Below are 20912 nucleotides of genomic sequence, written 5' to 3'. Positions count from 1 at the left end.
AGGGAATTACGTTTCCTCTCGCCCATCAACGAAAGCATGTTTATATTCTCAAGTGTCCGCTTTTCTTGTTGTCAGGTTGACTGGCCGGAGATCGTCCGGCGGCCGTTACGAAACGACGACTGCTGCTTTCTCCCGTAGCAACCGAACGAACGGAAGAAACGATGAACGGAGGTGGAAGATGCTATGGGTTATGAGAGGAGAGGCTATGGCGGTGGTGGCGGTGCGAACAGATTCGGACCTAAACCGGTTGAAGAAGGCAAAGAATACGATGTCGACATCAAGGAGATCAGTCGCCGCGGTGAAGGAATCGCACGCGTCGAAGGTCTTGTTGTCTTCGTACCAAACACCAAACCCGGAGATCACATCAAGATAAAGATCACACGGGTTTCGAACCGCTTTGCTTCAGGCGAAGTCGTCCAATAAGGACGCCCAAATAGGATTAGGGGAGAGACACGCTTTCTCCCAAATCCCCCATTTCTTGAATCTACGAAAGCCATAAGGCTCCAGTCTCTCCATTGGGAACCAGTTTCCTATGACCGAAGGGAAGCCCAGCGGCCTTAGTCTTGCTGAGATTCGATCCTTCATCGAAAGACGACCCTGGTCGATCATATCATGGTCATCCGGCCTTACCGCTATGGCTTTCATCGTCTACTACGGGCTGCAGGCCACAACGAATCCCGTAATTGGGATACAGTTCGTCAGTGCTGAGTGGCCCGACCCCGCGATTTTTCCATTATATGCCAAACCGATAACTTGGTTTGCCTACTTCAGTTTCGTATATTGGGCTGCAGGCCTCGAATCGAACAAGGAACATTTTCTCAAGCTTTCCGCGAGGGCCCGAAACATGCTGTTCCTCGTAACCGCGCTAGTTGCGTTCGCCTCATTCTACGAGATTTTCTACAACTTCATGGTCTGGCTCGCTCTGGAAGTGCTCACTATTTGCCCATCGCGCCCCTGCAATCCTGACCAGTTGGCAAGCATTTTCGACCTCAAGAGTCCACTCAACCTGGTTTTCGCGACAAAGATCGTCACGACGGCTTTCGGGCTGTCTATGTACTCGCTGTGGTTCCTTCACCGGGTGGATGTGGAGACGGAAAGGCGAAATCAGACGGCGAAGCATGTCGAGATGGATGTGAAGACGCCTTTGGCTAGTCCATCAAGGAAACGTATAGAAATCGAGGCTGGCCTTGCTGCCCAGCAGCCGATAGACCCAACCATAGACAAGACCTGACTCATTGTTCTAGGAAAATTTGGCCTTTGGAAACCTATGATGTAGCCATTATCGGAGCCGGTCCTGCAGGAGTGATGGCCGCGTGGAAAGCAGCTGAGTCTCACGCGCGAACAGTATTCATTGAGCGAGAAGGTTCTCCCGGCAAGAAAGTCTGCGCCGAAGGAGTGCTCGCCGATGCTCTTGTCGACGCAGAACTGAAGCCTTCGAGCGAGTTTGTTTCCAACTACATATCCGGCGCGGTCCTGTATGCCCCCGACGAGGAAAAGAAAGTCAATGTGGGAGGGGAAGGCTACATTCTCGACAAGCCTGCTTTTCTTGGGGTCCTTGCGGACCGGGCCGAGAAAACGGGCGCTGAAGCCAGATTCGAGACGACAGTGGAGAATGTCGAGCGAAAGGACGGCATGGTCGAGATTCAGACCAAGAAAGACGGTCAGTCCGACTCGGTCAGAGCGAAGATTGTGATAGGATGCGACGGTACTGGGTCGATTCTTGCAAGACGGTTTTTCCCGAGAAGGAACTACCAGGCAATTACCGCTCTTCAATACTCGATGATTGACTGTGTGGTGAAGGACGAGTCAAAGCTCGAGATTTACGTTGGGCATGAGAAGGCGCCGGCTGGGTACATCTGGGTGTTTCCAAAGGGACATGGCGAGGCAAATGTCGGAATCGGCGTGAAGGGAGCTGGAGCGAAATTGCTTCTGGACAAGTTCATCGAGAAACACCCGCGAGCCTTTGCGTCTGCCAAGATTGAGCGGACCCTTGCCGCCCCTGTCCCAGTCGGAGGAGAAGTCGAGAGTTACGTCGGCGACAACATGATGCTCTGCGGCGACGCTGCAAGCCAAGTCATACCCCTGACGGGAGCGGGCATCCACACTGGTCTGGTAGCTGGAAAGATTGCGGGCGAAGAGGCAGCGACTTCTGCTCTTAAGGGAAACGTGTCAGCACAATATCTGCAACGCTACAGGGAAAGATTCGACAAACTGTGGGGCGAACGCATCTCCAACAGCCTCAAGGCGCTCGACTCATTCGAGAGATTCTCAGATAATGAACTAAATATCATAACGGGACTATTGGAAGGACAAGATCTGGTTGAGATGGCGAACGGTTTCAGCCCTACGAAAGCAGTAGGATTGATGGCGCGTCACCCGCTTCTTGCAATGAAAGTTGCGTATCAACTACTGACCGGGTAGGAGACGGGACAACTGGGGCCAGTAGAGTCCTCTCTACTCTCTGCGATCAAAGAACAGGGCTGCATTCACCTATCGCTCATCGATCCGGAAAAGTTCACGGGACGTCTTTCAAAGTCATTGGAAGATCTTCAGGCCTGGGGAACCGCAGCGATAATGGTCGGAGGATCCACCGTCAGATCCGTTGATCAACTCGACGAGACTGTGAAAAAGATCAAGGAGCTAACGGATCTACCGGTCATTCTTTTTCCGAACGGTCCTTCTGGGGTGAGTCGCTTTGCTGATGCGATATTCTTCATGTCTTTGCTCAATTCTGCTACGCCTCGATACCTTATTCGAGCTCAAACGAAAGGTGCTCCCTCGGTCAAGCGGTTCAAGCTTGAACCGATTCCTTTGGGATACTTGGTGGTGGGAGATTCAACGACCGCCGTGAGCGCCGTTGGAAGAGCTGACAGAATCCCGTATTCTAGGCCGGAATTGGCAGCTGCCTATGCTCTGGCTGCCCAGTACCTCGGGATGCGTTTTGTCTATCTCGAAGCAGGGAGCGGAGCAGAACACCCGGTGGAGGCGAATATGGTCCGTAAGGTCTCCTCCGACCTGAATATCCCGGTAATAGTTGGAGGAGGTATCCGAACCCCAGACCAAGCTCGTGCGTTAGCAAGGGCGGGAGCCTCAGCAATAGTCACGGGAACCCTCCTGGAGCAACAGGGACCTGGCCCGGTCAAGAATATTGTGTCCGCCATGAGACGCGCCTAGTGAGTCCCTCGTGACCCAAAAGACTACCACTAGCGTAGGTGGTACGGTTGGAGCATTCAATTTCATTCGAAGGGTAGGTTTTCCATCAACGCTGCAGGTCATTTCCGTCTTGCTAACCATTGCAATTCTCGCATCGGTTCTTGCCCTTCCCTTGGGGGGAACAAGTCTCCAAGCGACATTGCTCTTTCCATTGAGTGGGGTCGTGAGCCCGAGTCTTCTCGGGGAGGCGTTGAACTCAGGAGCGATTCTTCGCGGAGACAAGGTTCTGAACTTTCGGAGGCTCATGGGAATGGAAGTTCTATCCTGGTTCCTGCTCGTAGTGGCTCTGCCGTTCTTTGCGATTTTCGGAATGTTCGTTTCTAACCCGACGCTCTGGGCTTACGGATTCTTCATAGTGTTAGCATTCTCTTTACCCATACGGTTTCTTACAGTAGCCTCGATCTCGTCGTTGCAGTCTTGGAGGAAAATCTTGGCCTCCGCTCTTCCACCGATCCTCGCGGTCGGTTCCATTTCCTTCTTTGGATCGAGCATTGGTCTTTCAAATGCTCCTGGCCTGGTCATTCGTGGAGTTACTGCCTTTGCGGTGGGTATGATTCTTTCAGCCGGCGGAGTGTCAAGGATCATACGAAATGTTGAGCGCTCCGGCACACCGGAAGTTCGGGATTCTCCAATGACGCTCTTCCGAGCATTCCTCCAACACTGGTTAAACTCGGACCCTGAGCCTCTGGAAATGCGACTTGGAGCGTTAGGGACACAAGGAACGATCGAGGGATCGATTCTCGGCTTCTCAGGCCCGAAAGGGAATGTTGGTTGTGTTGTGGTGTCTAATTTTCATCCGGGACCTTATCGTGACATGGGTAGTGGAGGACTCCCCTCTCGGCTAAAGGCGTCTATTGAAGGATCCAAGGGGGGAATCGCCCAGGTGCCACATGGGGTCTCAAATCATCAGTTGAACATCGTATCCCAAGCAGATGTGCAGCGGGTCGCAGAGAAAGCGATCGAGGCGTATCCTGGTGCAACTCCATTCCTCGACTCCACCGCTATGGTCAGATTCAATGTAGACGAAGCTAAGGCATCCGGTCAAGTCTTTGGAGATGTCGCCTTTCTAACGTTGACACTCGCGCCTGTCGACATGGAGGACCTGCCGTCCGAGGTCGCGGTCGAGATTGAGCGGGAAGCCCAGGCGCGTGGTTTGACGGCTATTATCGCGGACGCGCACAACAGTCTTACAAATCAAACCTCAATAACCCCAGAACAGGCGAGAAAGCTCATTGAGGCGTCAGTCAAAGTGCTGGACCAGCTAGCTCTCGCCCGAAGATCACCTTTCAAAACGGGGTCCGCATCAGACCCTCTAGCAGAGTTTGGTCTTGAAGATGGGATTGGTCCCGGCGGGCTCTCCTCCATCGTCGTGCGGAATGGGAACCAGATTGTCGCTTATCTAACCATCGACGGGAATAACATGCAAACTGGGGTTAGGGAAAGGATCCTGGAAGATCTCGAAACGGTTGGAGTATCCGACGGTGAGGTAATGACTACTGACACGCATCTCGTGACTGGGCTCGTAAGATCTTCTCTCGGATACTACCCTGTCGGTGCTCATGTAGACATTGGGCTGTTTACTCAAAAGGTGAGAGAAACGGTTCAGCGTGCGATCGAGGCGATGGACGAGTCGACAGCAGGCTTCTCCAACTTCTCTATCGAAGTGAGAGTGCTCGGGTCGGAAACGTTCCAGACCATCACAGGCTTCATCGGCCGTATTGCAAGACAAATTGGGCGTCAGTTCTTCAGGCTTGAAGCATTGACCTTTGTTGCAGCTCTGATTATTCTATTCTTCCCGTGAGCACAATGGAAGTCGATGAGTCCCTTCATTACATGCAGCTTCCACGAGAGGTCATCGTGGGCAAGAATGTTCTCGGCCGAGTTGGAGAGGTTTGCACCCGACTCGGTTTCAGCGGCACAGCACTCGTAGTTTCAGGTCCCGTAACCTATCCTCTCGCAGGCGAGCCCGTTGCGAAATCTGTCGCTAAAGCAGGAATGAAGGTCGACCATATCATCGTCAAAGAATCAACAGAACAAATCGCAAACCATGTTGTAGAATCGATCAAGAAAGCTAAGGCCTCGCTAGCGCTCGGCGTGGGTGGAGGGAAGGATATCGATCTTGCAAAACTCGCATCGGCGAAATCGAAGGTTCCTTTCATGAGCGTCCCGACAGCTGCGAGTCACGATGGGATCGCAAGCCCGTATGCCTCGATCAAGGGCGGCGCCAGGCCTTACTCTGTGAGGGCTCAAGCACCGGTCGCTATCCTCACCGATATCGATGTAATTGCTGATTCGCCGTACAATCTGTTGGCGGCAGGCTGTGCTGACATCGTTGCCAAGTTCACAGCTGTCAAGGATTGGCAGCTCGCTCACAAGCTGAAGAACGAGTACTACGGCGACTATGCCGCTGAGCTCGCGTTGATGAGTGCTGAACTCGTCACCAAGAACCCGAAGGACATAGTCAAGCGAAACATCGAAGGCGTCAAAACGGTAGTCGAGGCACTCATAAGCTGCGGCGTGGCAATGAGCATAGCAGGAAGCTCCCGACCCTGCAGCGGGTCAGAACACCTATTCAGTCATGCCCTCGACCTGGTCGCCGCTGACACAAGTTTACACGGAGAGAGAACCGGTGTTGGCGCAATACTTTGCGCTTACCTTCAAGGGTCCAACTGGGAAGCAATCCGAACTTTCCTGAAAGAGATAGGCGCGCCCTCAACCGCTGAGGAGCTTAACGTCTCTCCCGAACAAGTGGTAAAGGCACTGACCATGGCTCACAGTCTGCGTCCCGAAAGATACACGATCCTAGGCGAGACGGGAGTTGCTGAAGCTGCGGCGGCGAAAGTCGCTCGAATGACAGGCGTAATTGGATAAGGCATTGAAGGCTTCTGCTCGAGCCTACGCGATTCAAGGGCTCGTGAAATACCACGGTCTCCGAAATGAGAAACTGCGCCTGCCATTTCACGACAGCATATCCGTCTGCATGAAAGCTCTTCCAACGATTACGACAGTGTCGTTCAACCGAGACTACGGGGAAGATCGGATCAGGATTAATGGCAAGTCGCCCTCTAGGAGGGAACAGGACAGAGTATTGACGGTCCTCAACCATCTTCGACACTTGTCTCGTCAAGATGATCTGAAGGCAAGAATCGAATCCAGGAATCCAGATGTCCAGGGCAAGGGACTGGGCTTCTCGGCGTCCGGCTTCGCGGCACTAGGGCTTGCAACCGCCCGCGCGCTGGAGTTCGACATCAAGACCCCCGAGCTGTCCGAAGTCGTTAGGCTTGGCGCTGGCTCTGCGTCACGGAGCTTGGCCGGAGCATTCTCCATCTGGTACGCGAACAGAAACGGTCGGTCGTACGCGGAGGTGCTTGCATCTGCCAGTTCAATCAGAATGAGATCAATCATTGTCCCGATAGAATCGGATATCAAGACCGATAGAGCTCATGCCAACGTTGTCAAGTCTCCCTTCTTCAAACCCCGCTTAGCTTACCTTCGAAGCATTCTTCCACGGATGAAACGAGCTATCTCACGAAAGGACGCCGAAGCCATTGGTCGGCTGGCCGAGGAGGATACTCTCAACTTGCACGCAGTTACGATGACGGGGAAGGGGGGACTGGTTCTTTTCAGTCCACTCTCGATCGAAATCATCAGAGAAGTACGAAGGCTCCGTTCAGAAGAAGACGTTCCGGTCTGGTTCTCCCTCGATACGGGCCCATCAGTCTTTGTCAATACAACACGAGACGCAGCCCAGTCAGTCCGAAGAAACATCAGCAAGATCACAGACAATCTCTTGGTCTCGGACCCCGGTGGGCCTGCGGAGATAATCGACAAGCACCTTTTCTAACCACACATCAGTCTGAGTTCGCGAGAACAAGAAACCTGAATGTCATCTCACAAAGGATCGACCGCTCGACCGGCCGATGCCAAGACTCTGGCTCCTCTTCCGAATGCAGAGAAGTACTCCAAGATCGTGACCCGTTTCGCTCCAAACCCTGACTTCGTGCTCCACATTGGATCTCTCCGCGCTGTGTTTCTCTCCCATGATTATGCTAGAATGTACAAGGGCAAATTCATCCTTCGCTTCGAAGACACGGACCCTCGGCTGAAGAAATCCGTTCTCGAGTATTACGGGCAGATCGAGAAGGACGTGAAGTGGCTGGGCTGCCAATATGACGAGGAATACATCATGAGTGACAGGGTCCCAATCTACTACGAGTACGCAGAGAAAGCGCTTGGACAAGGAGTCGCGTTTGTCTGCACGTGCGAACAGGACCAGTTCAAGGCCATAATCGAATCAGGCAGGGCCTGTCCACATAGATCGAGAAGTCCGGCTGAAAATCTTGAACTTTGGCACAAAATGCTCAATGGAGCACTGAAGGAAGGAGAAGCTGTCGTTCGCGTGAAGACGGAGACGACTCACCCGAATCCCGCGGTTCGAGATTGGCCGGCCTTCCGAATAATAGATCCTGAGAAATATCCTCATCCTAGACTTGGGTCGAAGTATCGGGTATGGCCGCTCTACAACTTCTCCGCCGCGGTTGACGATCATCTGATGGGTGTTACCCATATTATTCGGGGAAAGGAGCACTTGACCAACACTGTCCGACAGACGTTCCTCTACAAGCACATGGGCTGGTCATACCCAGAAGCGCTCGAATACGGTCGGCTAAGGATGGTAGACGTGAAGCTCAGTAAGTCAGAGATGGTGAAAGAGCTGGAGGAAGGATTGGTCGAGGGCTTCGACGATCCTCGACTCCCTACCATCGCATCGCTAAGAAGAAGAGGATATTCTCCTGAGGCTCTAAAGAAGATCGTCCATGAGATGGGCGCCAGTCCGGTAGATGCGACATTGAGCTGGGACAATATCAACGCGACTAATCGCAAGGAAATAGACAAGCTGGCTCACAGGTACAATTTCATTCCGAATCCTGTTCCCATGGACGTGGAGCACTTACCACACGCGTTCGAGGCTCATCTTCCTCTTCACCCGGAACTTCCCGATCTTGGAAACCGTACGTTGAAAGTCGTCCCTAACCAGGGAACTGCGCGCATCTGGTTATCTGGATCGGATCTCCCGGTGATCGGGAGGACAAAGGTCGTACGGCTTATGGAGCTCTTCAATGTAGAGATACATTCGACAAAACCAGACCTGGTCAAGGCGATTTTTCACAGCCAGGAGTATGCTAAGGCTCGAGAGATCAAGGCGCCTCTGATACAATGGGTTCCGGACGAACAGCACATCCCGACCGAGGTCGTTATGCCAGACGCTACAAGAACCACCGGGTTTGGCGAGACGAACCTGCTTGGCGAGGTTGTAGGAAGTATCATTCAGATGGTCAGATTTGGCTTCGGAAGAATTGACTCCAAAGAAGAGCCGCTGACGGTCTACTTCGCGCACAAGTAGCTAGTTCTGACCTAGTGAGCTGTGCTCCCGAATCCAATTTGAATGACAATTGAGTAGTGGTGACCCGAACCTAGGGTTACTGTGAACTTGAAGATGTTGCCGAGTCCTGTCATGACTTGTATTGTGTACTGTTGTCCGCTTGTGAAGGTGAATCCGACGCCATGGAGAATGCATTGTGAACAACTCGAGGCGATGCTGAATGTTGATGTCGCAGCGCCGTTCGGTGCTATCGACGGACCGCTCCAGTTTGCGAGGGAGTATTCGTTCCCGCTTGAGTCCGTGATCGTGTAAGCTGTTAGTTTGACGGTTCCGGTGCCATTGTTCTGAAGGTCGACGGCTACGTGCGTGGAATCTTCGAATCCGACAGAGGTGGGGGCGATGTTTTCTGTGTATAGACTAGTGGTCATTATCTGGTTTCCGCATGATGTCCTTACTGGAATCCAGGTTTCGGAGTAAGGATCTTGGACTGTTGTGAACGTTCCGTTTTGTTCTGCCGCGATTGTTAGGTCGATTGTAGGCGACTGTGTCCCAAGTGTGTAAGACACGAGCCTCACTGTCTGAGTTTGTAAGTTGCGGACAGTGACCGTGTAGGTATATGGCGTGCTCTGGCTTGCTGTGAAGCTTCCGGCCAGAAGACTCGAGCTTTCGGTAGTGCAAGAGGAGGTAGGGGTTTGTTGGGTGCTAGGTGATCCGGTTGAGAAGAATGCGATTGCCCCTACTGCGATTACGCCTACTAGTATGGCAATTACCTTGGCATTCAGGTTCGTTCCATTTCTCGCTTGAGAGCTGCATATTCAATCCTCATGTAACTAGAGACTCCCTCTCGGCCATCCAAGTGCGAGCGGTTTGTACCGGCTGTAAGTCTCCGACCTACTTTGAGACGAGAAGAGTCATTTAGCCCCCTTTACCGCCTCAGGGTAGAAAATTACTATTAGAGCTCTGACCTGTTCGTATACGAACTTCTCTCCAATCTTGACACTTGTAGAGTCACCTGTTTTCGTTTTTATCTCGAGATGTCCAAAGGCGAAACGAGGCTTGGTCACTTCAACCGTTGCAATCTGATCCTTTCTGATTTCGAAGTCTTTGTTGTCGAGCAATTCTGAAATCGTCTTTGTATTTTCCTCGACAGACAATTTTTCAGAGATAGCGCGTGCACCTTGGGCGCCTCCAGCGGCTGCGCCTACGAGCCAGCCAACTCCTGCCTTTTGTTTTTCACCCCGATCAATCTCAAGTTGGTCACATAGATACCGTAGCCTGTTAGAATTCCCTTCTTCAAGTAAGGGCTTGAAAGTCCACCGAGGTACTCTTCATTCTGCTCCATAGTGTTTCTCGACAATCCGTCATCGGGTTAAGATTACCTCTAAAACCATGTCGCTAATCTAGAAACATTATCAACACATACCCAGGATACCCACGACTGGTCATCGGACCGTTGAGCAAGGCGACCATATCGATTCCTGGACAAGTCGCAAGGCGTCTCGCGGTCACGAAGCAGCATCTCGCGGGAAAGCTGCCCGCGAAGGCAACGCGGGAACATATTCTGTCAGTGGTGCGCGATTTGACCTTTGTTCAGTGGGACCCGATAGCGGTGGTCGCGCCGTCGCATGTTTTGTCCTTTTGGAATAGGGTTGGCGATTTTCCTATCTCTGACCTAGAAAGATTACTCTGGGACGAAAAGAGACTGTTCCTACACTGGGTCAACTTCGCCGCTTCGATTGTGCTTACCGAAGACTACCCACTCTACTACTCGATGATGAAACGATACCCAGAATCAATCGGCAAGTCCTGGGGACAACGGAAGCCGAGAACGAGAAAATACATTGCCGAGCACAAGAAGTTGCGTGAGTCAATACTCAACCAGCTCAAGAGCGGACCTCTACAGCAGACCCAGTTCAAAGAGTACGTTCGAACCAAAAGCGTGGACGGCTGGTCTACTGGAAGCGAGGTCTCCCGGATGCTCTTCCACATGGAAATGAGCGGAGAGGTCATGATCACGGGCCATCAAGCCAACCGGAACATATGGACCCTATCCGAGATGTTCCTCCCAGAGTGGGTGGAGAAGGAGGATCTGGAAGAAGAAGAGGTCGAGCGCGTAGCGGCGCAGAAGGCTATTCGGGCCCTCGGGACAGCGTCTCCTCGAGAAATCAACTACTATTTCCCGCGCGGTCGTTATGAGAATCTGAAGAAGACGCTGGAACACCTACAAGGGGAATCTATGATTCATCAGGTTCATGTCGTAGGTCTTGGCGGAAACGACGAGCGATATGTTCACGATCTGGACATCGGGTTACTCGAATCGTTGCAAAGCGACGCCTGGCAACCGCGCGTGTCGTTGTTGCCTCCTTTCGACAATCTTCTCACTGTCAGAGGCTGGACGAGTAGAATATTCGATTTCAAATACGCCCTCGACATGTTCTTCCCAGAAGAGAAAAGAAAATTCGGATACTACGTGCTCCCCATTCTTTGGGGGGACAAGCTGATCGGCAGAGTCGACCCTCGCCTGGACAGACAGAAGGAGAAACTCCTCATCAATTCAGTACACGCGGAGCCGGGGTCACCCAGCGATAAGGAGGTCGCGTCGATGATCAAGGGGACAATAGAGCGTTTGGCAGAATTTCTTGGGGCAAAGGAAGTCGTCTATAGTGCTCGCGTCCCGAAGGCTTGGAGGATGTCTCTTCATTAGGGTCAAAAGTTGCAAGACATTCGGCTATTGGATCTATGGCAACGTCTAAGTTCTCATTCATCGTGCAGCAAGATGGCTTGACTTGAACCAAGGTTTCGGCACCGAGACAATCAAGGTTACAAGTTCCGCTGGCCAACCTCAAACTGAGAAGAAGAATCTAGTTAACAAGGTGGTGGGGGCCCATGGTTATTTCCTGCATAGATACTCTGCATCAGTGATCAAGCACGCAGGGTTCCATATCGAGGAGGAGTATCCGATCACACTTGGCTACGCACTGGGGCCTCAGACCTACGTTTACGAGAGCTCGGTAGACGTACTGGCTAGACGTCACCATCGAGAAACGGATTATGAGTTGGTGCTTCATACCCAGGCCAAGCAACGATCCTCGGAAGACTGGTTTTTCCTCCCTGAGATGGCCAAGAGCGTCGTGCGATTCAACCAGGTAAGCCGATTAGGTTCAAAACCGTTTGTTGTCTCTGACTATGGCGAGATTCAGTTTTCCAAGTGGCCTGGTCCAGATGTTTCCGTCTGCACGATAGGACGGGAATTGAGGGATGACGCGACTGATCCTACAACGATTGAATTCGGACGACAAGGAAGGGACGCGGTGTACGACGCGCGCAGGGAGGCCGCGTTCTCGGTCAAATCAGTAATCGCCGAAAGCCGCCGTTATGATCAAGATCTCATCAAAGAAGATGCTCTCTACTCAGTCCTAGCCGCTAATAGCGTGCACATACCGATAGTCGTGGCCGCGGCTAACCTTCACCTTGTCGAATTTGATCCCACGGATTCCAAGATAGAAGCGGCCGCGAATGCCAAGTCTCAGGTCGTACCCTACCTAATCTACAGCTTTCCACTGAACCGCTACTTGCAGATAGACTTCGATCTTCCAGAGCCAGCTGGACTGCACCGATTGAGCCATCTGAACATGTTCGTCGTAAACTATCAATCACTCGATTCATTCTTGCGGACACTGATCAACTACTTCGTCGGTCACCACGAAGAATCCTTCCACCAACCAAGACAAACTGAAGAAGTGCCAACTTCCGATTGTTGAGCGACCCTCTTGTCCAGTTGTAACCCGAGGCGACCGAAACACGCGTTCTCAGTCGCCGCCATACGACCGATAGAGAACAGCGGCGAGAATACACAATGCCGAACCTGGAATTAGAAGCGTCCAACCCCAGTTCCAGTATTGACCTTGGTTACCCCCACCTGAGAAGAAAGTGGCAAAGAGAAACAATGCACAAATTATCAGAACTCCGCCCACGATGGCTATGGCTACGATAGATTTGTTAGCCATTTCCAATCTTGCCTTGCTCTACTCAGCCCACCAGAAAGAGGTAGGTTTATCCCTGTCGAGGTCTAAGAGTCTCTCACTGATTGGTTTGGCCTACAGAATAGCCAAACTGTCTTTTGATAACTCAAACCTAGTCGTCGATACCGACTGGTGAGATTCTCGATCTAATTTTTCTTATCTTTGGTTTTCGGATCCCATCTTGGCGCGCTTGCGAGAAGTACTCGTGGAAGCCTTCCTTGGCGCTGCTTCTTTCTTCTTTGCGGGAGATTTCGGTCTCTTGGCGACCGGCTCCAGTGTTGCTTCCGCTTCCTCCTCAGTCTCTGAGGCTATCTCGGCTGGTTTCTTTGTAGTAGTGGTGGGCAGTTCTGGTTTTGGTTCGGACCTCTTGAAGATTTCTTGGAACGCGACAGCATCGATGTCAGGGAAGAATTTTTGCAGGTCTGATGTGACAGCTTTCTTGGCTACTTGTAGACCGCTGAGATAGAAGGCCTCCTCGGGTACTTCGATTGTGAGGTCGCTCTGATGCTTTTTCAAGGCGAACTTTTCCTTCGGAACCTCGGGGATTCTCAGAGCGATTAGATTGAGTATCTTCTCGTTCTCATTTTCCAGGACCTTGTCGATTGATACGTCATATACCAAGGTGCGGCCTGCAAGCGGGTGATTGTAATCTACTTGGACTCGTCCAGCGCCAACGGCCCGGACTACGGCGGGTCTTCCATCGAACTCGACTTGTTGACCGGGAGTCGGGTATTCCTTGTCTCGAAACCGTCGCAGTGGAACCAGCCGCATTTTTTGGGGATCGCGATTGCCGAAACCCTTCTCAGGGGTAAGCTCAACTGTCTTGTTTGTCCCAGGGTCTAGCCCGACAAGGGACTCTTCCAAACCTTTTGGCAGCCATCCTTCTCCGAGGATGATGAATTTTGGACCGAAAGTCGAATCTTCTCTGTGGATGTGAGCGTCTTTCGCGACGGAGTCGAGGGTTGTGTCGACTGTTTCCCCGCTCTCTTTGACTTTCAGGGTGTAGTTGACTAGAAGGAAGTCTCCTGGTTTGACTGCCATGTTTCTCAGTTCACCTTTCCGGGTAGTCTTGATAGGGTTTCTCTGGCTGCTTCTAACCCTTCATCAACCTTGGCCTTGAAACCTAACTCTGACGTTGCGGATCCTATAGCGGCAACTGTGGTCATGATGTCGGAGGATCCGACGTTGCCCATGACTCCGACTCTGAACATTTTTCCTTTCGCTTTTCCGAGGCTTCCGCCGAAGTCTATTCCATACTTTGTTCTTATGAGTTCCCTCACTTTTCCCTCATCCATTCCTGGAGGACTGTTCACCCCTACAACTGTATGGGATCGCGATTCCTTTTCCGCGTACAATCCAAGTCCCATCGCTTCCATTCCATCGTAGACCGCTTCCGCGCAGATTTTGTGTCGTTCGTAGCGAGCGGGTAGCCCTTCTTCGAGTATCATGTCGCAAGCCTCGTTTAAGGCGTAAAGAAGGGTGACGGCCGGAGTGAAAGGAGTGTACCCGTCCTCAAGATATTTCTTGTACATCAAGAGATCGAGATAGTAAGACCGATTAATCTTCTTCGACTTTATCTTCGACCACGCCTTATCGCTGACTGAAATAAACGCCAACCCCGGCGGGGTCATCAAACACTTCTGGCTCGCCGTCACACAAATGTCGACATTCCAATCGTCCACCGGCAACTTATCACCGCCAAGAATTGATATCGCGTCCACTATCATGAGCATACCGTGGTCGGCGCACATCTCTCCAAGCTGTTCTAGCGCCCGAACAGTCACCCCGGTAGAAGTTTCATTGTAGACGACTGCAAGCGCCTTGGCGTCAGGGTTCGCCTTCGCAATCTTCTCGAAGTCTTCGACTCGGGGAGCTTTGCCCCACTCTGAGCCTAAGACGATCGGCTTTCCCCCATACGCCTTGATGGCCTCGCCAAGTCTCTCGCTGAAAAACCCGTTTACGTTGACAATTATCTTGTCGCCGTCATCTGTAATGTTCTGAAGAGCGGCCTCAGTAGCGCCTGTGCCAGAGGATGTAAGAATGAACATGTCACCCTTCGTCTCGAAGACTTTCTTGGTCTTGACCAGAAGCTTGTTGAAGAGTTCCTTGAACTCTGGACCCCTATGACCGATAAGGGGCTCCAGCATCGCCCTCATCACTCGAGGCGGGATGTTGGTGGGACCCGGCAGCATCAGAAGTTTCTGGGTCTCACTCACGAAGTAACCCTACTGGTAGTATTTCGCGAAACGAAGCCGTGATTCTTTTAAGTCTTATCGGGCGGACTTGTGATGGACTGCCGGGGTTAAACTGTGGGGACTTCGACCGCAGCCAAGAAATGCCCGATTTGCGGCCAGTGGATATCGACAGACGCCCCTCGTTTTGAGTCTAGGAGAGGGTCGGGTACTGGGGACGTTCTTCAGGGAGAGTTTCTCGTCCATCTTCGGACCATACATCAGTACTACTGGCGATGGGACAAATCGTATCGAGTAATCAGCGTGGGCTTGATCCTCGTAACTTCGATACTGGCGTTTATTGCCACTTCGTCGAGAAATGTTCTTTTGCTAATAGAGTTGGCTCTAGCGCTCTCCGTAATTGCGATCGCTTTAGTCGTAATTCGCCGCCGAAAGCTCACCGCTTTCAGGAATCAATGGAGAGATGGGCATCCTCTCTCACCAGCTTCGTGACGTTGTCTCTCGTTCCAAAGCCCCGGGCTTTTCGTAACCTGAAAAAGTTAGAAGTGAAGAGCGCCGAGGAGAAAAGTGGGAGAGGATTTTTCGGTGTTTGTCCTCTCCGGGCTCAAGGTTGGGCGGGGTTTCTTCATTAAGCCGATGGTGACGCTAGTTGCTTCTGGGTTTTCAAGAGTTCCTCGAGACGTTCCATGGAGTCGTTGACTCCTCTTTCCATTCCGCTCTGCAGCATTCCGTCCCGGTCTGCGAGCGACTGGAAAAGCGCTTGCGCGGTTATTCTGCTCCTTCCGCTTGGTAGCGACTCGAACTTTGTCGTTTGCAGCACTACGTGTCCCTTCTCTGGTAGCCCTTCGTACTCGAACGTGCTGATGATTCGCTCAGGAGCGGTCACTTCGTGATTGACGCCGCGGAACCAAAATTCAGTTCCGCTCGGGTCCTTACTGACATATCGCCACATTCCGCCAGTCTTGGGTTCAAACTTGTCCAGCCGCATCGTTACCTCTCGGGGTCCAAGCCATTGAACGTACAGCCTGGGGTCCACGTGGGCCTTGAACACTAGCTCTCTTGGTGCGTCAAATTCTCGCGTGATGATGACTTCCTGCTTTCCGGGCTCTGCCACTATTTTGGTGCTATTCTTTGTCATTCAATCACCTCCTATTCCTGAGCGTTTTTTTCTTCTCTGCCTCCAGAATCTGGTCCAGCCTATCGTAGGTTTCATCCCAATAGCGAGTCATCTGTTTGACCCAGTCATCGAGTTTGTGAATGGCGTCTATGTTAAGGCTGTAGAGATGTCGTTGGGCGTCCTTTTGAAGGCGTACCAAGTCTGCTTCGCGTAGGATTTTCAGATGCTGGGAGATGGCTGGATGGCTAATGTCGAAATTCTCGCAAATATCTGTGGCATTCATCTGGCCTTGGGTTGCGAGAAGCTCTACGATGTTGCGCCGTGTGGGGTCGGCGAGGGCGTTGAATAGTTGTTGTCTCTCGATTTCTTGCAAAGCCGACCTTCTCAGAGGTAAAGGCGCCACTTAATTAAGATAATGCTTAAGCACGATGAACCCCTAGGTTGTCGAAGCCAGCAAGAACTATTTTCGATAAGGAAGGTTTTATGGCATCTGGATTTTTCCTCTGCGATCACCGTGAACCCTAGTCTTCGATCACTTCTAGTTATGATGTCCGGAATGGCAGGAGTAGTAGGGCCAATTCTCTTCGCAATTATCGTGATCGAATCTTGGTTATCGACGGATCGGATATGACCCTCTGACTCAGACGATCAGCGAGCTCGGAGCAATAAATGCGCCGAACATGGGCATTCAGGCTGTGAATTTCGGCGTCCTTGGCACTCTCACAATTATTTTCGCCATTGGGCTAACTATTCACAATGGACTCTTCCGGTCGACCATGATGCTCGTCGGAGTATATGGGACAGGAACGTCACTGGTGGCCTTTCTTCCATGTGACCCAGGTTGCCCGGCCGGCGGTGTGTCTGTCGTCCAGCTTGCCCATAGTCTTGATGCTCTGATTTCCTTCGTAACGTTCGCGACTGCGCCCTTAGTCTTCGGGAGATCTAGTAGGACCGTTCCATCTTGGATCAAGATGTCGCGATGGTCTTTAGGCGTTGCAAGTGTTTCAATTCCATTGGTCTATGTCTACTTGGCAATCGAAGCATTCTCCTTGTCCCCGTATACAGGGTTGTTTCAGAGAGTCCTCTTTGGATTGCTCTTCGCATGGATGATAGTGATAGGCTTCCAATTGCTGCGATTACGGAATATTTCGCTACCTCTCTGTGGGTTTCAAGCGAAAGGCTTCCCACAATTGCTGCAATACTTGGCGTCTTCGTTCATGACTCTTCCACAATTCAGACATGCTTTGGTGACTGGAAATGAAGTGGAGATTGATGGTGGGTTCCAAATAGCTCCCAGGATTCCTCCGATAAGTCCGAGCAGCAAACCGATTAGGAAACCTCCCAGAGAGGCTGTGATGTAGCTAGCCAGCGAAAATACGATGACTGCGACGCCCCATGCGACATGGTTTTTGGGATTTACATACATCATGACCGCACCGATGATTACGGGGATCCCGATCAGAATGCCCAGTAAACCCCAGAATACGGATAGAAATGGGGGCCCACCGAGGTATGTACCGACGACGAGAAATATCACACCAACAAGTACTCCCGTAACGAGTATTATCAGGCCTCCGACTAATGAGAGAATGAAGGCGGCTGTCGGTCTGTCGCCTGGCAAGTGTTACAATTGATCAAGCACTCTTTATCGTATTTAGTTTCGGAACATAGAGAACGCCACGCATTGATGGTCCAATGAAAATCGTAACCCTTCTCTCTGATTTCGGCGCAAGAGATGGCTACGTTGCACAGATGAAGGGTACGATTCTCAACATTTACCCAAATGTTGTTGTCACGGACATTTCTCACGAGGTCGAGCGACACAACATTGCTATGGGCTCATTCATTCTAGAAACAACCGCTCCTTACTTCCCCACGGGCACGATACACGTGGCAGTCGTCGATCCCGGAGTTGGAAGCGCGAGAAAACCTCTTGTCATCGAATGCGAAAAAGCAACCTTCGTCGGACCCGACAACGGACTAATGGCTCGGGCAAGCGAAAAACTGGGTCTCGAGGCAATCTATGAGATTCGAGAGAAGGAGTTTCAGGGAACGCGGATTTCAAGCACTTTTCACGGGAGAGACATTTTCGCCTATACCGCGGGTCTGATAGCTTCTGGCCGGAGACCCAGGGAGGCAGGACCCAAAGTCTCCAAGCTGGAAACTCTCAATCTCGTTCCGCCAAAGCTCTCGGGAGACCTACTCGTCTGTCACGTCTTGCATGTGGACGCGTTTGGAAACGTCATCACCAATGTTGATGAAAAAATGACCAGGAAATTACCGCTGAAGGTTGGAGAGACTCTTGAAACTCGATCTTGGACCCGGAAACTGCAAGCCCAATTCGTGAGATCCTACTACGAGCTCGACATTGGAGCCGCGGCATTGTTGCTTGGAAGCCAGGGATTTTTGGAAATAGCGGTTAGAGAGGGAAGTGCTAGGGACAAGCTCGACGTGAAACCGCTAGACCATTTGGAGATTCAGTTCTAGTCTGATTGCCTAGAACTTTCCTCGCTCTGGAAGAGGAGTCGTTCACTTTCGCTTTCCCCTCAAGCCTATCTCATCTGTTTACTCTCGCTGAAAGGAAAGCGTTGGCTAAGCTCGTGGATTTTGAATGCCCGAGATGCGGCATACAGACTCGTGTTCCCACGGGCTTGAGAGACGTTCGAACAGGCGAAATCGTAGGCATAATCTGCCCGAAGTGTGGGCTGGACTTCGAGTTTGAACCGCAGCCTCCCGTCTCGGTATCAGCCAAATAGTCTAGTTCGCTTTGTCGGTCAGGGCGATCTCTCTCATTCGTTCGTCTCCCTTGATCGCCTTCACATAATTGGCAACAGATCTTGGTAAGAGTTCTTCCCAGTTCTTTCCCTCTATGATCCTCTTTCTAACCTCAGTTGCGGTATACGCGCCTCGGTTGAACATGGGAATCTTCTCAACACGCATTCCCGCCTCTTTGAGAAGACGTCCTGTCAGGGGCTCGTTTGTGAAAACCATGTCGAAGCTAGGTGCTTGAGATAGAAGGTGAGAGACCCATACCTTGTGGAACTCGGCATCGGGAAGAGCCAACACCGTGTGTCGGTTGGCATCTATCTTCGCCTCCTTCAGAGCCAGCCGAATCATCGTGATACGTTCCCCCGCCGTAAACGGGTTCTCTAGAGTATGGCTATCGTGTGCACTTCCTACGACTATGACGAGTTCGTCGACCTTGCTGAGTATGTGCTTCGCAGCCTCAAGATGGCCAAGGTGGAATGGCTGGAACCGGCCGATGTAGAGGCCAGTCGTCAAGGTTCAGGCTCCGGTCGGAACCCAGAGAGCGTTTAGAGCAATCTTGTCGCCTTCTATGGTTACACCTTCGCGCTCTAGGAGGTCTCGCTTGATTGCGCACCCGTAATCAGAAAGTGCTCCTCCAATTGAGTAGTTGCCAATCTCTAGATTCGCCGGAACTACTCTGTGGCATGGAATGAATAGCGGCCATGGATTTCTCGCGACAGCTGTTCCAACTGCTCTTGGACCGGAACTGATCCGTTTTGCTATCATTCCGTAGCTCGTGACTCGTCCCCATGGAATTTCCTTCATGCGTTGGCAAACATTCTTCTGGAATTCCGATACACTTCTCCAGTCGAGACGGACCGCCTTGGTCGTCTTCTTGCCTTCGTATAGGTTGATCATTTGGTCAAGAGCATCCCCTGCCTGGGCCGGAAAGCCACTACGGGTAGTTCCTCTATCCTCAGCTAGAAGATGTCGCTCCAGGTTTTCCCTTGACTTTGAAAATGACGATGCGAGCAGTTGACTTCGTTCGTTAGATAACACACCAAACCAGGTTCCGTCGTGCTCTTTGGTCGTGAGAGTCAGTCTCTCCATTAGTCGCTTCACTCTTCTTCGAGAGCTGTTCTCCTTAAAGAATAGTCGTTCAACGCTGGGCGCAAGATGATCGAGATAGACGGGAGCTTCGGCGAAGGAGGAGGACAGGTTATCCGAACCGCAGTCGCTCTCGCAGCAGTACTATCAAAGGAGATCCATGTCATCAACGTCAGAGCAGGTAGAGCTGAACCAGGAATCAGACCCCAACACATGACCGGAGTTAAAGCCGCAGCCGAGCTCTGTTCCGGCGTCTTGGAAGGGCTAGAAGTTGGCTCTACGGAGTTTATCTTCCGACCAGGAGAGCTGAGAGCTGGAACCTTCCGATTTGACGTAGGCACCGCGGGAAGTGTCACTCTTGTTCTTCAGACGCTCATGCCTATCCTCGCGTTCGCACCCGGAAGCGTCCGGCTAGAGATTACAGGCGGAACCGATGTGAAGTGGAGTCCACCTATCGACTATCTACGCCTCGTCACTTTGCCAATCCTCCGGAAAACCGGCTATCTGGGGGACTTGGAGATCGTTAGAAGGGGACATTATCCGAAGGGCGGAGGCTTAGTTAGATTCTCGACACAAGGTCCCTCAAAGCTTCAACCACTGACGAACGACAAGCGGGGGTCCGTATCAAAAATCCTTGGTATCAGCCACGCAACAGCTCTGCCTAGGCATGTGGCGGAGCGACAGGCAACCTCAGCCGAGAAACGGCTCGAAGAAGCAAAGTTGCCGTCCCCCTCAATAGACATTGAGGTCACTGACGACAAGAGACAGTTGGGACCGGGGAGCGGAATAGTGTTATCCGTGGACACGCAGAACGGCAATATTCTGGGATCGGACGCCCTCGGGGAAAGAGGAAGGCCTGCGGAAGAAGTAGGCTCGACCGCGGGAAAAATCCTGGTTGAGGAAGTCGAGTCCGGAGCTTGCCTGGATCGACACATGGGAGACATGATCGTCCCATACCTGATTCTGGCTGAGGGAACATCCGAAGTGTCAATCTCACGCGTTACAGAACACACCTCGACGAATGTCAAAGTGGCGGAATGGTTGACTGGTGCAAGATTCGACCTCGTGGGTGAAATCGACCAGCCGGGCAGGCTACGGGTCAGAGGAGTCGAGCCGATGCTCCAGTAGGG

The 20912-nt window shown here is 51.9% G+C and carries 24 protein-coding genes; 12 read left to right on the top strand and 12 right to left on the bottom strand.

Annotated features, from left to right (window positions below):
• Positions 1-183: 183 nt before the first annotated feature.
• The 8 genes from VGS11_01700 (at position 184) to VGS11_01665 (ending at position 8617) form a co-directional block, all read left to right on the top strand.
• Positions 184-423 (top strand): TRAM domain-containing protein, encoded by a 240-nt coding sequence (locus VGS11_01700; protein ID HEV2118812.1) that lies wholly within the window; start codon positions 184-186, stop codon positions 421-423.
• A 109-nt stretch (positions 424-532) separates the two neighbouring features.
• Positions 533-1231 (top strand): hypothetical protein, encoded by a 699-nt coding sequence (locus tag VGS11_01695; protein ID HEV2118811.1) that lies wholly within the window; start codon positions 533-535, stop codon positions 1229-1231.
• 26 nt (positions 1232-1257) lie between these two features.
• Positions 1258-2421: an NAD(P)/FAD-dependent oxidoreductase gene (locus tag VGS11_01690; protein ID HEV2118810.1), complete on the top strand. Its 1164-nt coding sequence runs from the start codon at positions 1258-1260 to the stop codon at positions 2419-2421.
• Between the two features lie 12 nt (positions 2422-2433).
• Complete coding sequence (locus VGS11_01685; protein HEV2118809.1) at positions 2434-3174, top strand: geranylgeranylglyceryl/heptaprenylglyceryl phosphate synthase; 741 nt, start codon at positions 2434-2436, stop codon at positions 3172-3174.
• 10 nt (positions 3175-3184) lie between these two features.
• Positions 3185-5014 carry a DUF2070 family protein gene (locus VGS11_01680; GenBank protein HEV2118808.1) on the top strand — a complete coding sequence of 610 codons (1830 nt, stop codon included), beginning with the start codon at positions 3185-3187 and terminating at the stop codon, positions 5012-5014.
• Positions 5015-5019: 5 nt separating this feature from the next.
• Positions 5020-6084, top strand: a complete 1065-nt coding sequence (locus VGS11_01675; protein HEV2118807.1) for an NAD(P)-dependent glycerol-1-phosphate dehydrogenase — start codon at positions 5020-5022, stop codon at positions 6082-6084.
• Positions 6077-7057, top strand: a complete 981-nt coding sequence (locus VGS11_01670; protein HEV2118806.1) for a diphosphomevalonate decarboxylase — start codon at positions 6077-6079, stop codon at positions 7055-7057. The genes VGS11_01675 and VGS11_01670 overlap by 8 nt, the downstream gene beginning before the upstream one ends.
• A 39-nt stretch (positions 7058-7096) precedes the next feature.
• Complete coding sequence (locus tag VGS11_01665; protein HEV2118805.1) at positions 7097-8617, top strand: glutamate--tRNA ligase; 1521 nt, start codon at positions 7097-7099, stop codon at positions 8615-8617.
• 11 nt (positions 8618-8628) lie between these two features.
• Here VGS11_01665 and VGS11_01660 read toward each other — a convergent pair whose 3' ends face one another.
• From VGS11_01660 to VGS11_01650, 3 genes are all read right to left on the bottom strand, one after another.
• A complete protein-coding gene (locus VGS11_01660) occupies positions 8629-9162 on the bottom strand; it encodes a hypothetical protein (protein HEV2118804.1) in 534 nt (177 codons plus the stop codon).
• Between the two features lie 345 nt (positions 9163-9507).
• Positions 9508-9714: a hypothetical protein gene (locus VGS11_01655; protein HEV2118803.1), complete on the bottom strand. Its 207-nt coding sequence runs from the start codon at positions 9712-9714 to the stop codon at positions 9508-9510.
• An 83-nt stretch (positions 9715-9797) separates the two neighbouring features.
• A complete protein-coding gene (locus VGS11_01650) occupies positions 9798-9938 on the bottom strand; it encodes a hypothetical protein (GenBank protein HEV2118802.1) in 141 nt (46 codons plus the stop codon).
• A 111-nt stretch (positions 9939-10049) separates the two neighbouring features.
• Between VGS11_01650 and VGS11_01645 the strand changes: the two genes are divergently transcribed.
• Entirely contained in the window at positions 10050-11300 is a 1251-nt protein-coding gene (locus tag VGS11_01645; GenBank protein HEV2118801.1) for a crosslink repair DNA glycosylase YcaQ family protein, read from the top strand.
• An 82-nt stretch (positions 11301-11382) separates the two neighbouring features.
• Positions 11383-12357, top strand: a complete 975-nt coding sequence (locus VGS11_01640; protein ID HEV2118800.1) for a hypothetical protein — start codon at positions 11383-11385, stop codon at positions 12355-12357.
• A gap of 48 nt (positions 12358-12405) precedes the next feature.
• On the opposite strand, the gene VGS11_01635 is transcribed toward VGS11_01640, so the two are convergent.
• From VGS11_01635 to VGS11_01605, 7 genes are all read right to left on the bottom strand, one after another.
• The gene (locus VGS11_01635) at positions 12406-12603 is read right to left on the bottom strand and encodes a hypothetical protein (GenBank protein ID HEV2118799.1); all 198 of its coding nucleotides are present in this window, start codon (positions 12601-12603) and stop codon (positions 12406-12408) included.
• A gap of 171 nt (positions 12604-12774) precedes the next feature.
• Positions 12775-13659: an FKBP-type peptidyl-prolyl cis-trans isomerase gene (locus tag VGS11_01630; GenBank protein ID HEV2118798.1), complete on the bottom strand. Its 885-nt coding sequence runs from the start codon at positions 13657-13659 to the stop codon at positions 12775-12777.
• A gap of 5 nt (positions 13660-13664) precedes the next feature.
• Positions 13665-14834, bottom strand: coding sequence for an alanine--glyoxylate aminotransferase family protein (locus tag VGS11_01625; GenBank protein ID HEV2118797.1), 1170 nt, complete (start codon positions 14832-14834; stop codon positions 13665-13667).
• A 604-nt stretch (positions 14835-15438) separates the two neighbouring features.
• Positions 15439-15948 carry an SRPBCC family protein gene (locus VGS11_01620; GenBank protein HEV2118796.1) on the bottom strand — a complete coding sequence of 170 codons (510 nt, stop codon included), beginning with the start codon at positions 15946-15948 and terminating at the stop codon, positions 15439-15441.
• A 4-nt stretch (positions 15949-15952) separates the two neighbouring features.
• Positions 15953-16300 carry a metalloregulator ArsR/SmtB family transcription factor gene (locus tag VGS11_01615; GenBank protein HEV2118795.1) on the bottom strand — a complete coding sequence of 116 codons (348 nt, stop codon included), beginning with the start codon at positions 16298-16300 and terminating at the stop codon, positions 15953-15955.
• A gap of 378 nt (positions 16301-16678) precedes the next feature.
• Positions 16679-16897, bottom strand: coding sequence for a hypothetical protein (locus VGS11_01610; protein ID HEV2118794.1), 219 nt, complete (start codon positions 16895-16897; stop codon positions 16679-16681).
• A 198-nt stretch (positions 16898-17095) separates the two neighbouring features.
• The gene (locus tag VGS11_01605; protein HEV2118793.1) at positions 17096-17548 is read right to left on the bottom strand and encodes a DUF6114 domain-containing protein; all 453 of its coding nucleotides are present in this window, start codon (positions 17546-17548) and stop codon (positions 17096-17098) included.
• A gap of 74 nt (positions 17549-17622) precedes the next feature.
• On the opposite strand from VGS11_01605, the gene VGS11_01600 reads away from it, so the two are divergent.
• The gene (locus tag VGS11_01600) at positions 17623-18414 is read left to right on the top strand and encodes an S-adenosyl-l-methionine hydroxide adenosyltransferase family protein (protein HEV2118792.1); all 792 of its coding nucleotides are present in this window, start codon (positions 17623-17625) and stop codon (positions 18412-18414) included.
• A 270-nt stretch (positions 18415-18684) separates the two neighbouring features.
• Here the strand turns inward: VGS11_01600 and VGS11_01595 are convergent, their stop codons facing one another.
• Both VGS11_01595 and VGS11_01590 read right to left on the bottom strand, forming a co-directional pair.
• Entirely contained in the window at positions 18685-19209 is a 525-nt protein-coding gene (locus VGS11_01595) for a nicotinamide-nucleotide adenylyltransferase (protein ID HEV2118791.1), read from the bottom strand.
• 3 nt (positions 19210-19212) lie between these two features.
• The gene (locus tag VGS11_01590) at positions 19213-19797 is read right to left on the bottom strand and encodes an MGMT family protein (protein HEV2118790.1); all 585 of its coding nucleotides are present in this window, start codon (positions 19795-19797) and stop codon (positions 19213-19215) included.
• A 54-nt stretch (positions 19798-19851) separates the two neighbouring features.
• Between VGS11_01590 and rtcA the strand changes: the two genes are divergently transcribed.
• Positions 19852-20910, top strand: coding sequence for an RNA 3'-terminal phosphate cyclase (gene rtcA / locus VGS11_01585; protein HEV2118789.1), 1059 nt, complete (start codon positions 19852-19854; stop codon positions 20908-20910).
• Positions 20911-20912 lie beyond the last annotated feature (2 nt).

It is taken from the genome of Candidatus Bathyarchaeia archaeon (assembly GCA_035935655.1).
In the GTDB taxonomy this organism is placed as follows: domain Archaea; phylum Thermoproteota; class Bathyarchaeia; order 40CM-2-53-6; family 40CM-2-53-6; genus 40CM-2-53-6.
The sequence above is the reverse complement of the archived record's forward strand: the minus strand, read 5'-3'. Positions and strand labels throughout refer to the sequence as shown.

What these genes read in the sequence shown, in the direction of transcription:
- VGS11_01700 (HEV2118812.1), top strand. Translation starts at nt 184, where the DNA reads ATGGGTTATGAGAGGAGAGGCTATGGCGGTGGTGGCGGTGCGAACAGA.
- VGS11_01695 (HEV2118811.1), top strand. Translation starts at nt 533, where the DNA reads ATGACCGAAGGGAAGCCCAGCGGCCTTAGTCTTGCTGAGATTCGATCC.
- VGS11_01675 (HEV2118807.1), top strand. Translation starts at nt 5,020, where the DNA reads ATGGAAGTCGATGAGTCCCTTCATTACATGCAGCTTCCACGAGAGGTC.
- VGS11_01665 (HEV2118805.1), top strand. Translation starts at nt 7,097, where the DNA reads ATGTCATCTCACAAAGGATCGACCGCTCGACCGGCCGATGCCAAGACT.
- VGS11_01650 (HEV2118802.1), bottom strand. Translation starts at nt 9,938, where the DNA reads ATGGAGCAGAATGAAGAGTACCTCGGTGGACTTTCAAGCCCTTACTTG.
- VGS11_01635 (HEV2118799.1), bottom strand. Translation starts at nt 12,603, where the DNA reads ATGGCTAACAAATCTATCGTAGCCATAGCCATCGTGGGCGGAGTTCTG.
- VGS11_01630 (HEV2118798.1), bottom strand. Translation starts at nt 13,659, where the DNA reads ATGGCAGTCAAACCAGGAGACTTCCTTCTAGTCAACTACACCCTGAAA.
- VGS11_01620 (HEV2118796.1), bottom strand. Translation starts at nt 15,948, where the DNA reads ATGACAAAGAATAGCACCAAAATAGTGGCAGAGCCCGGAAAGCAGGAA.
- VGS11_01600 (HEV2118792.1), top strand. Translation starts at nt 17,623, where the DNA reads ATGAAAATCGTAACCCTTCTCTCTGATTTCGGCGCAAGAGATGGCTAC.
- rtcA (HEV2118789.1), top strand. Translation starts at nt 19,852, where the DNA reads ATGATCGAGATAGACGGGAGCTTCGGCGAAGGAGGAGGACAGGTTATC.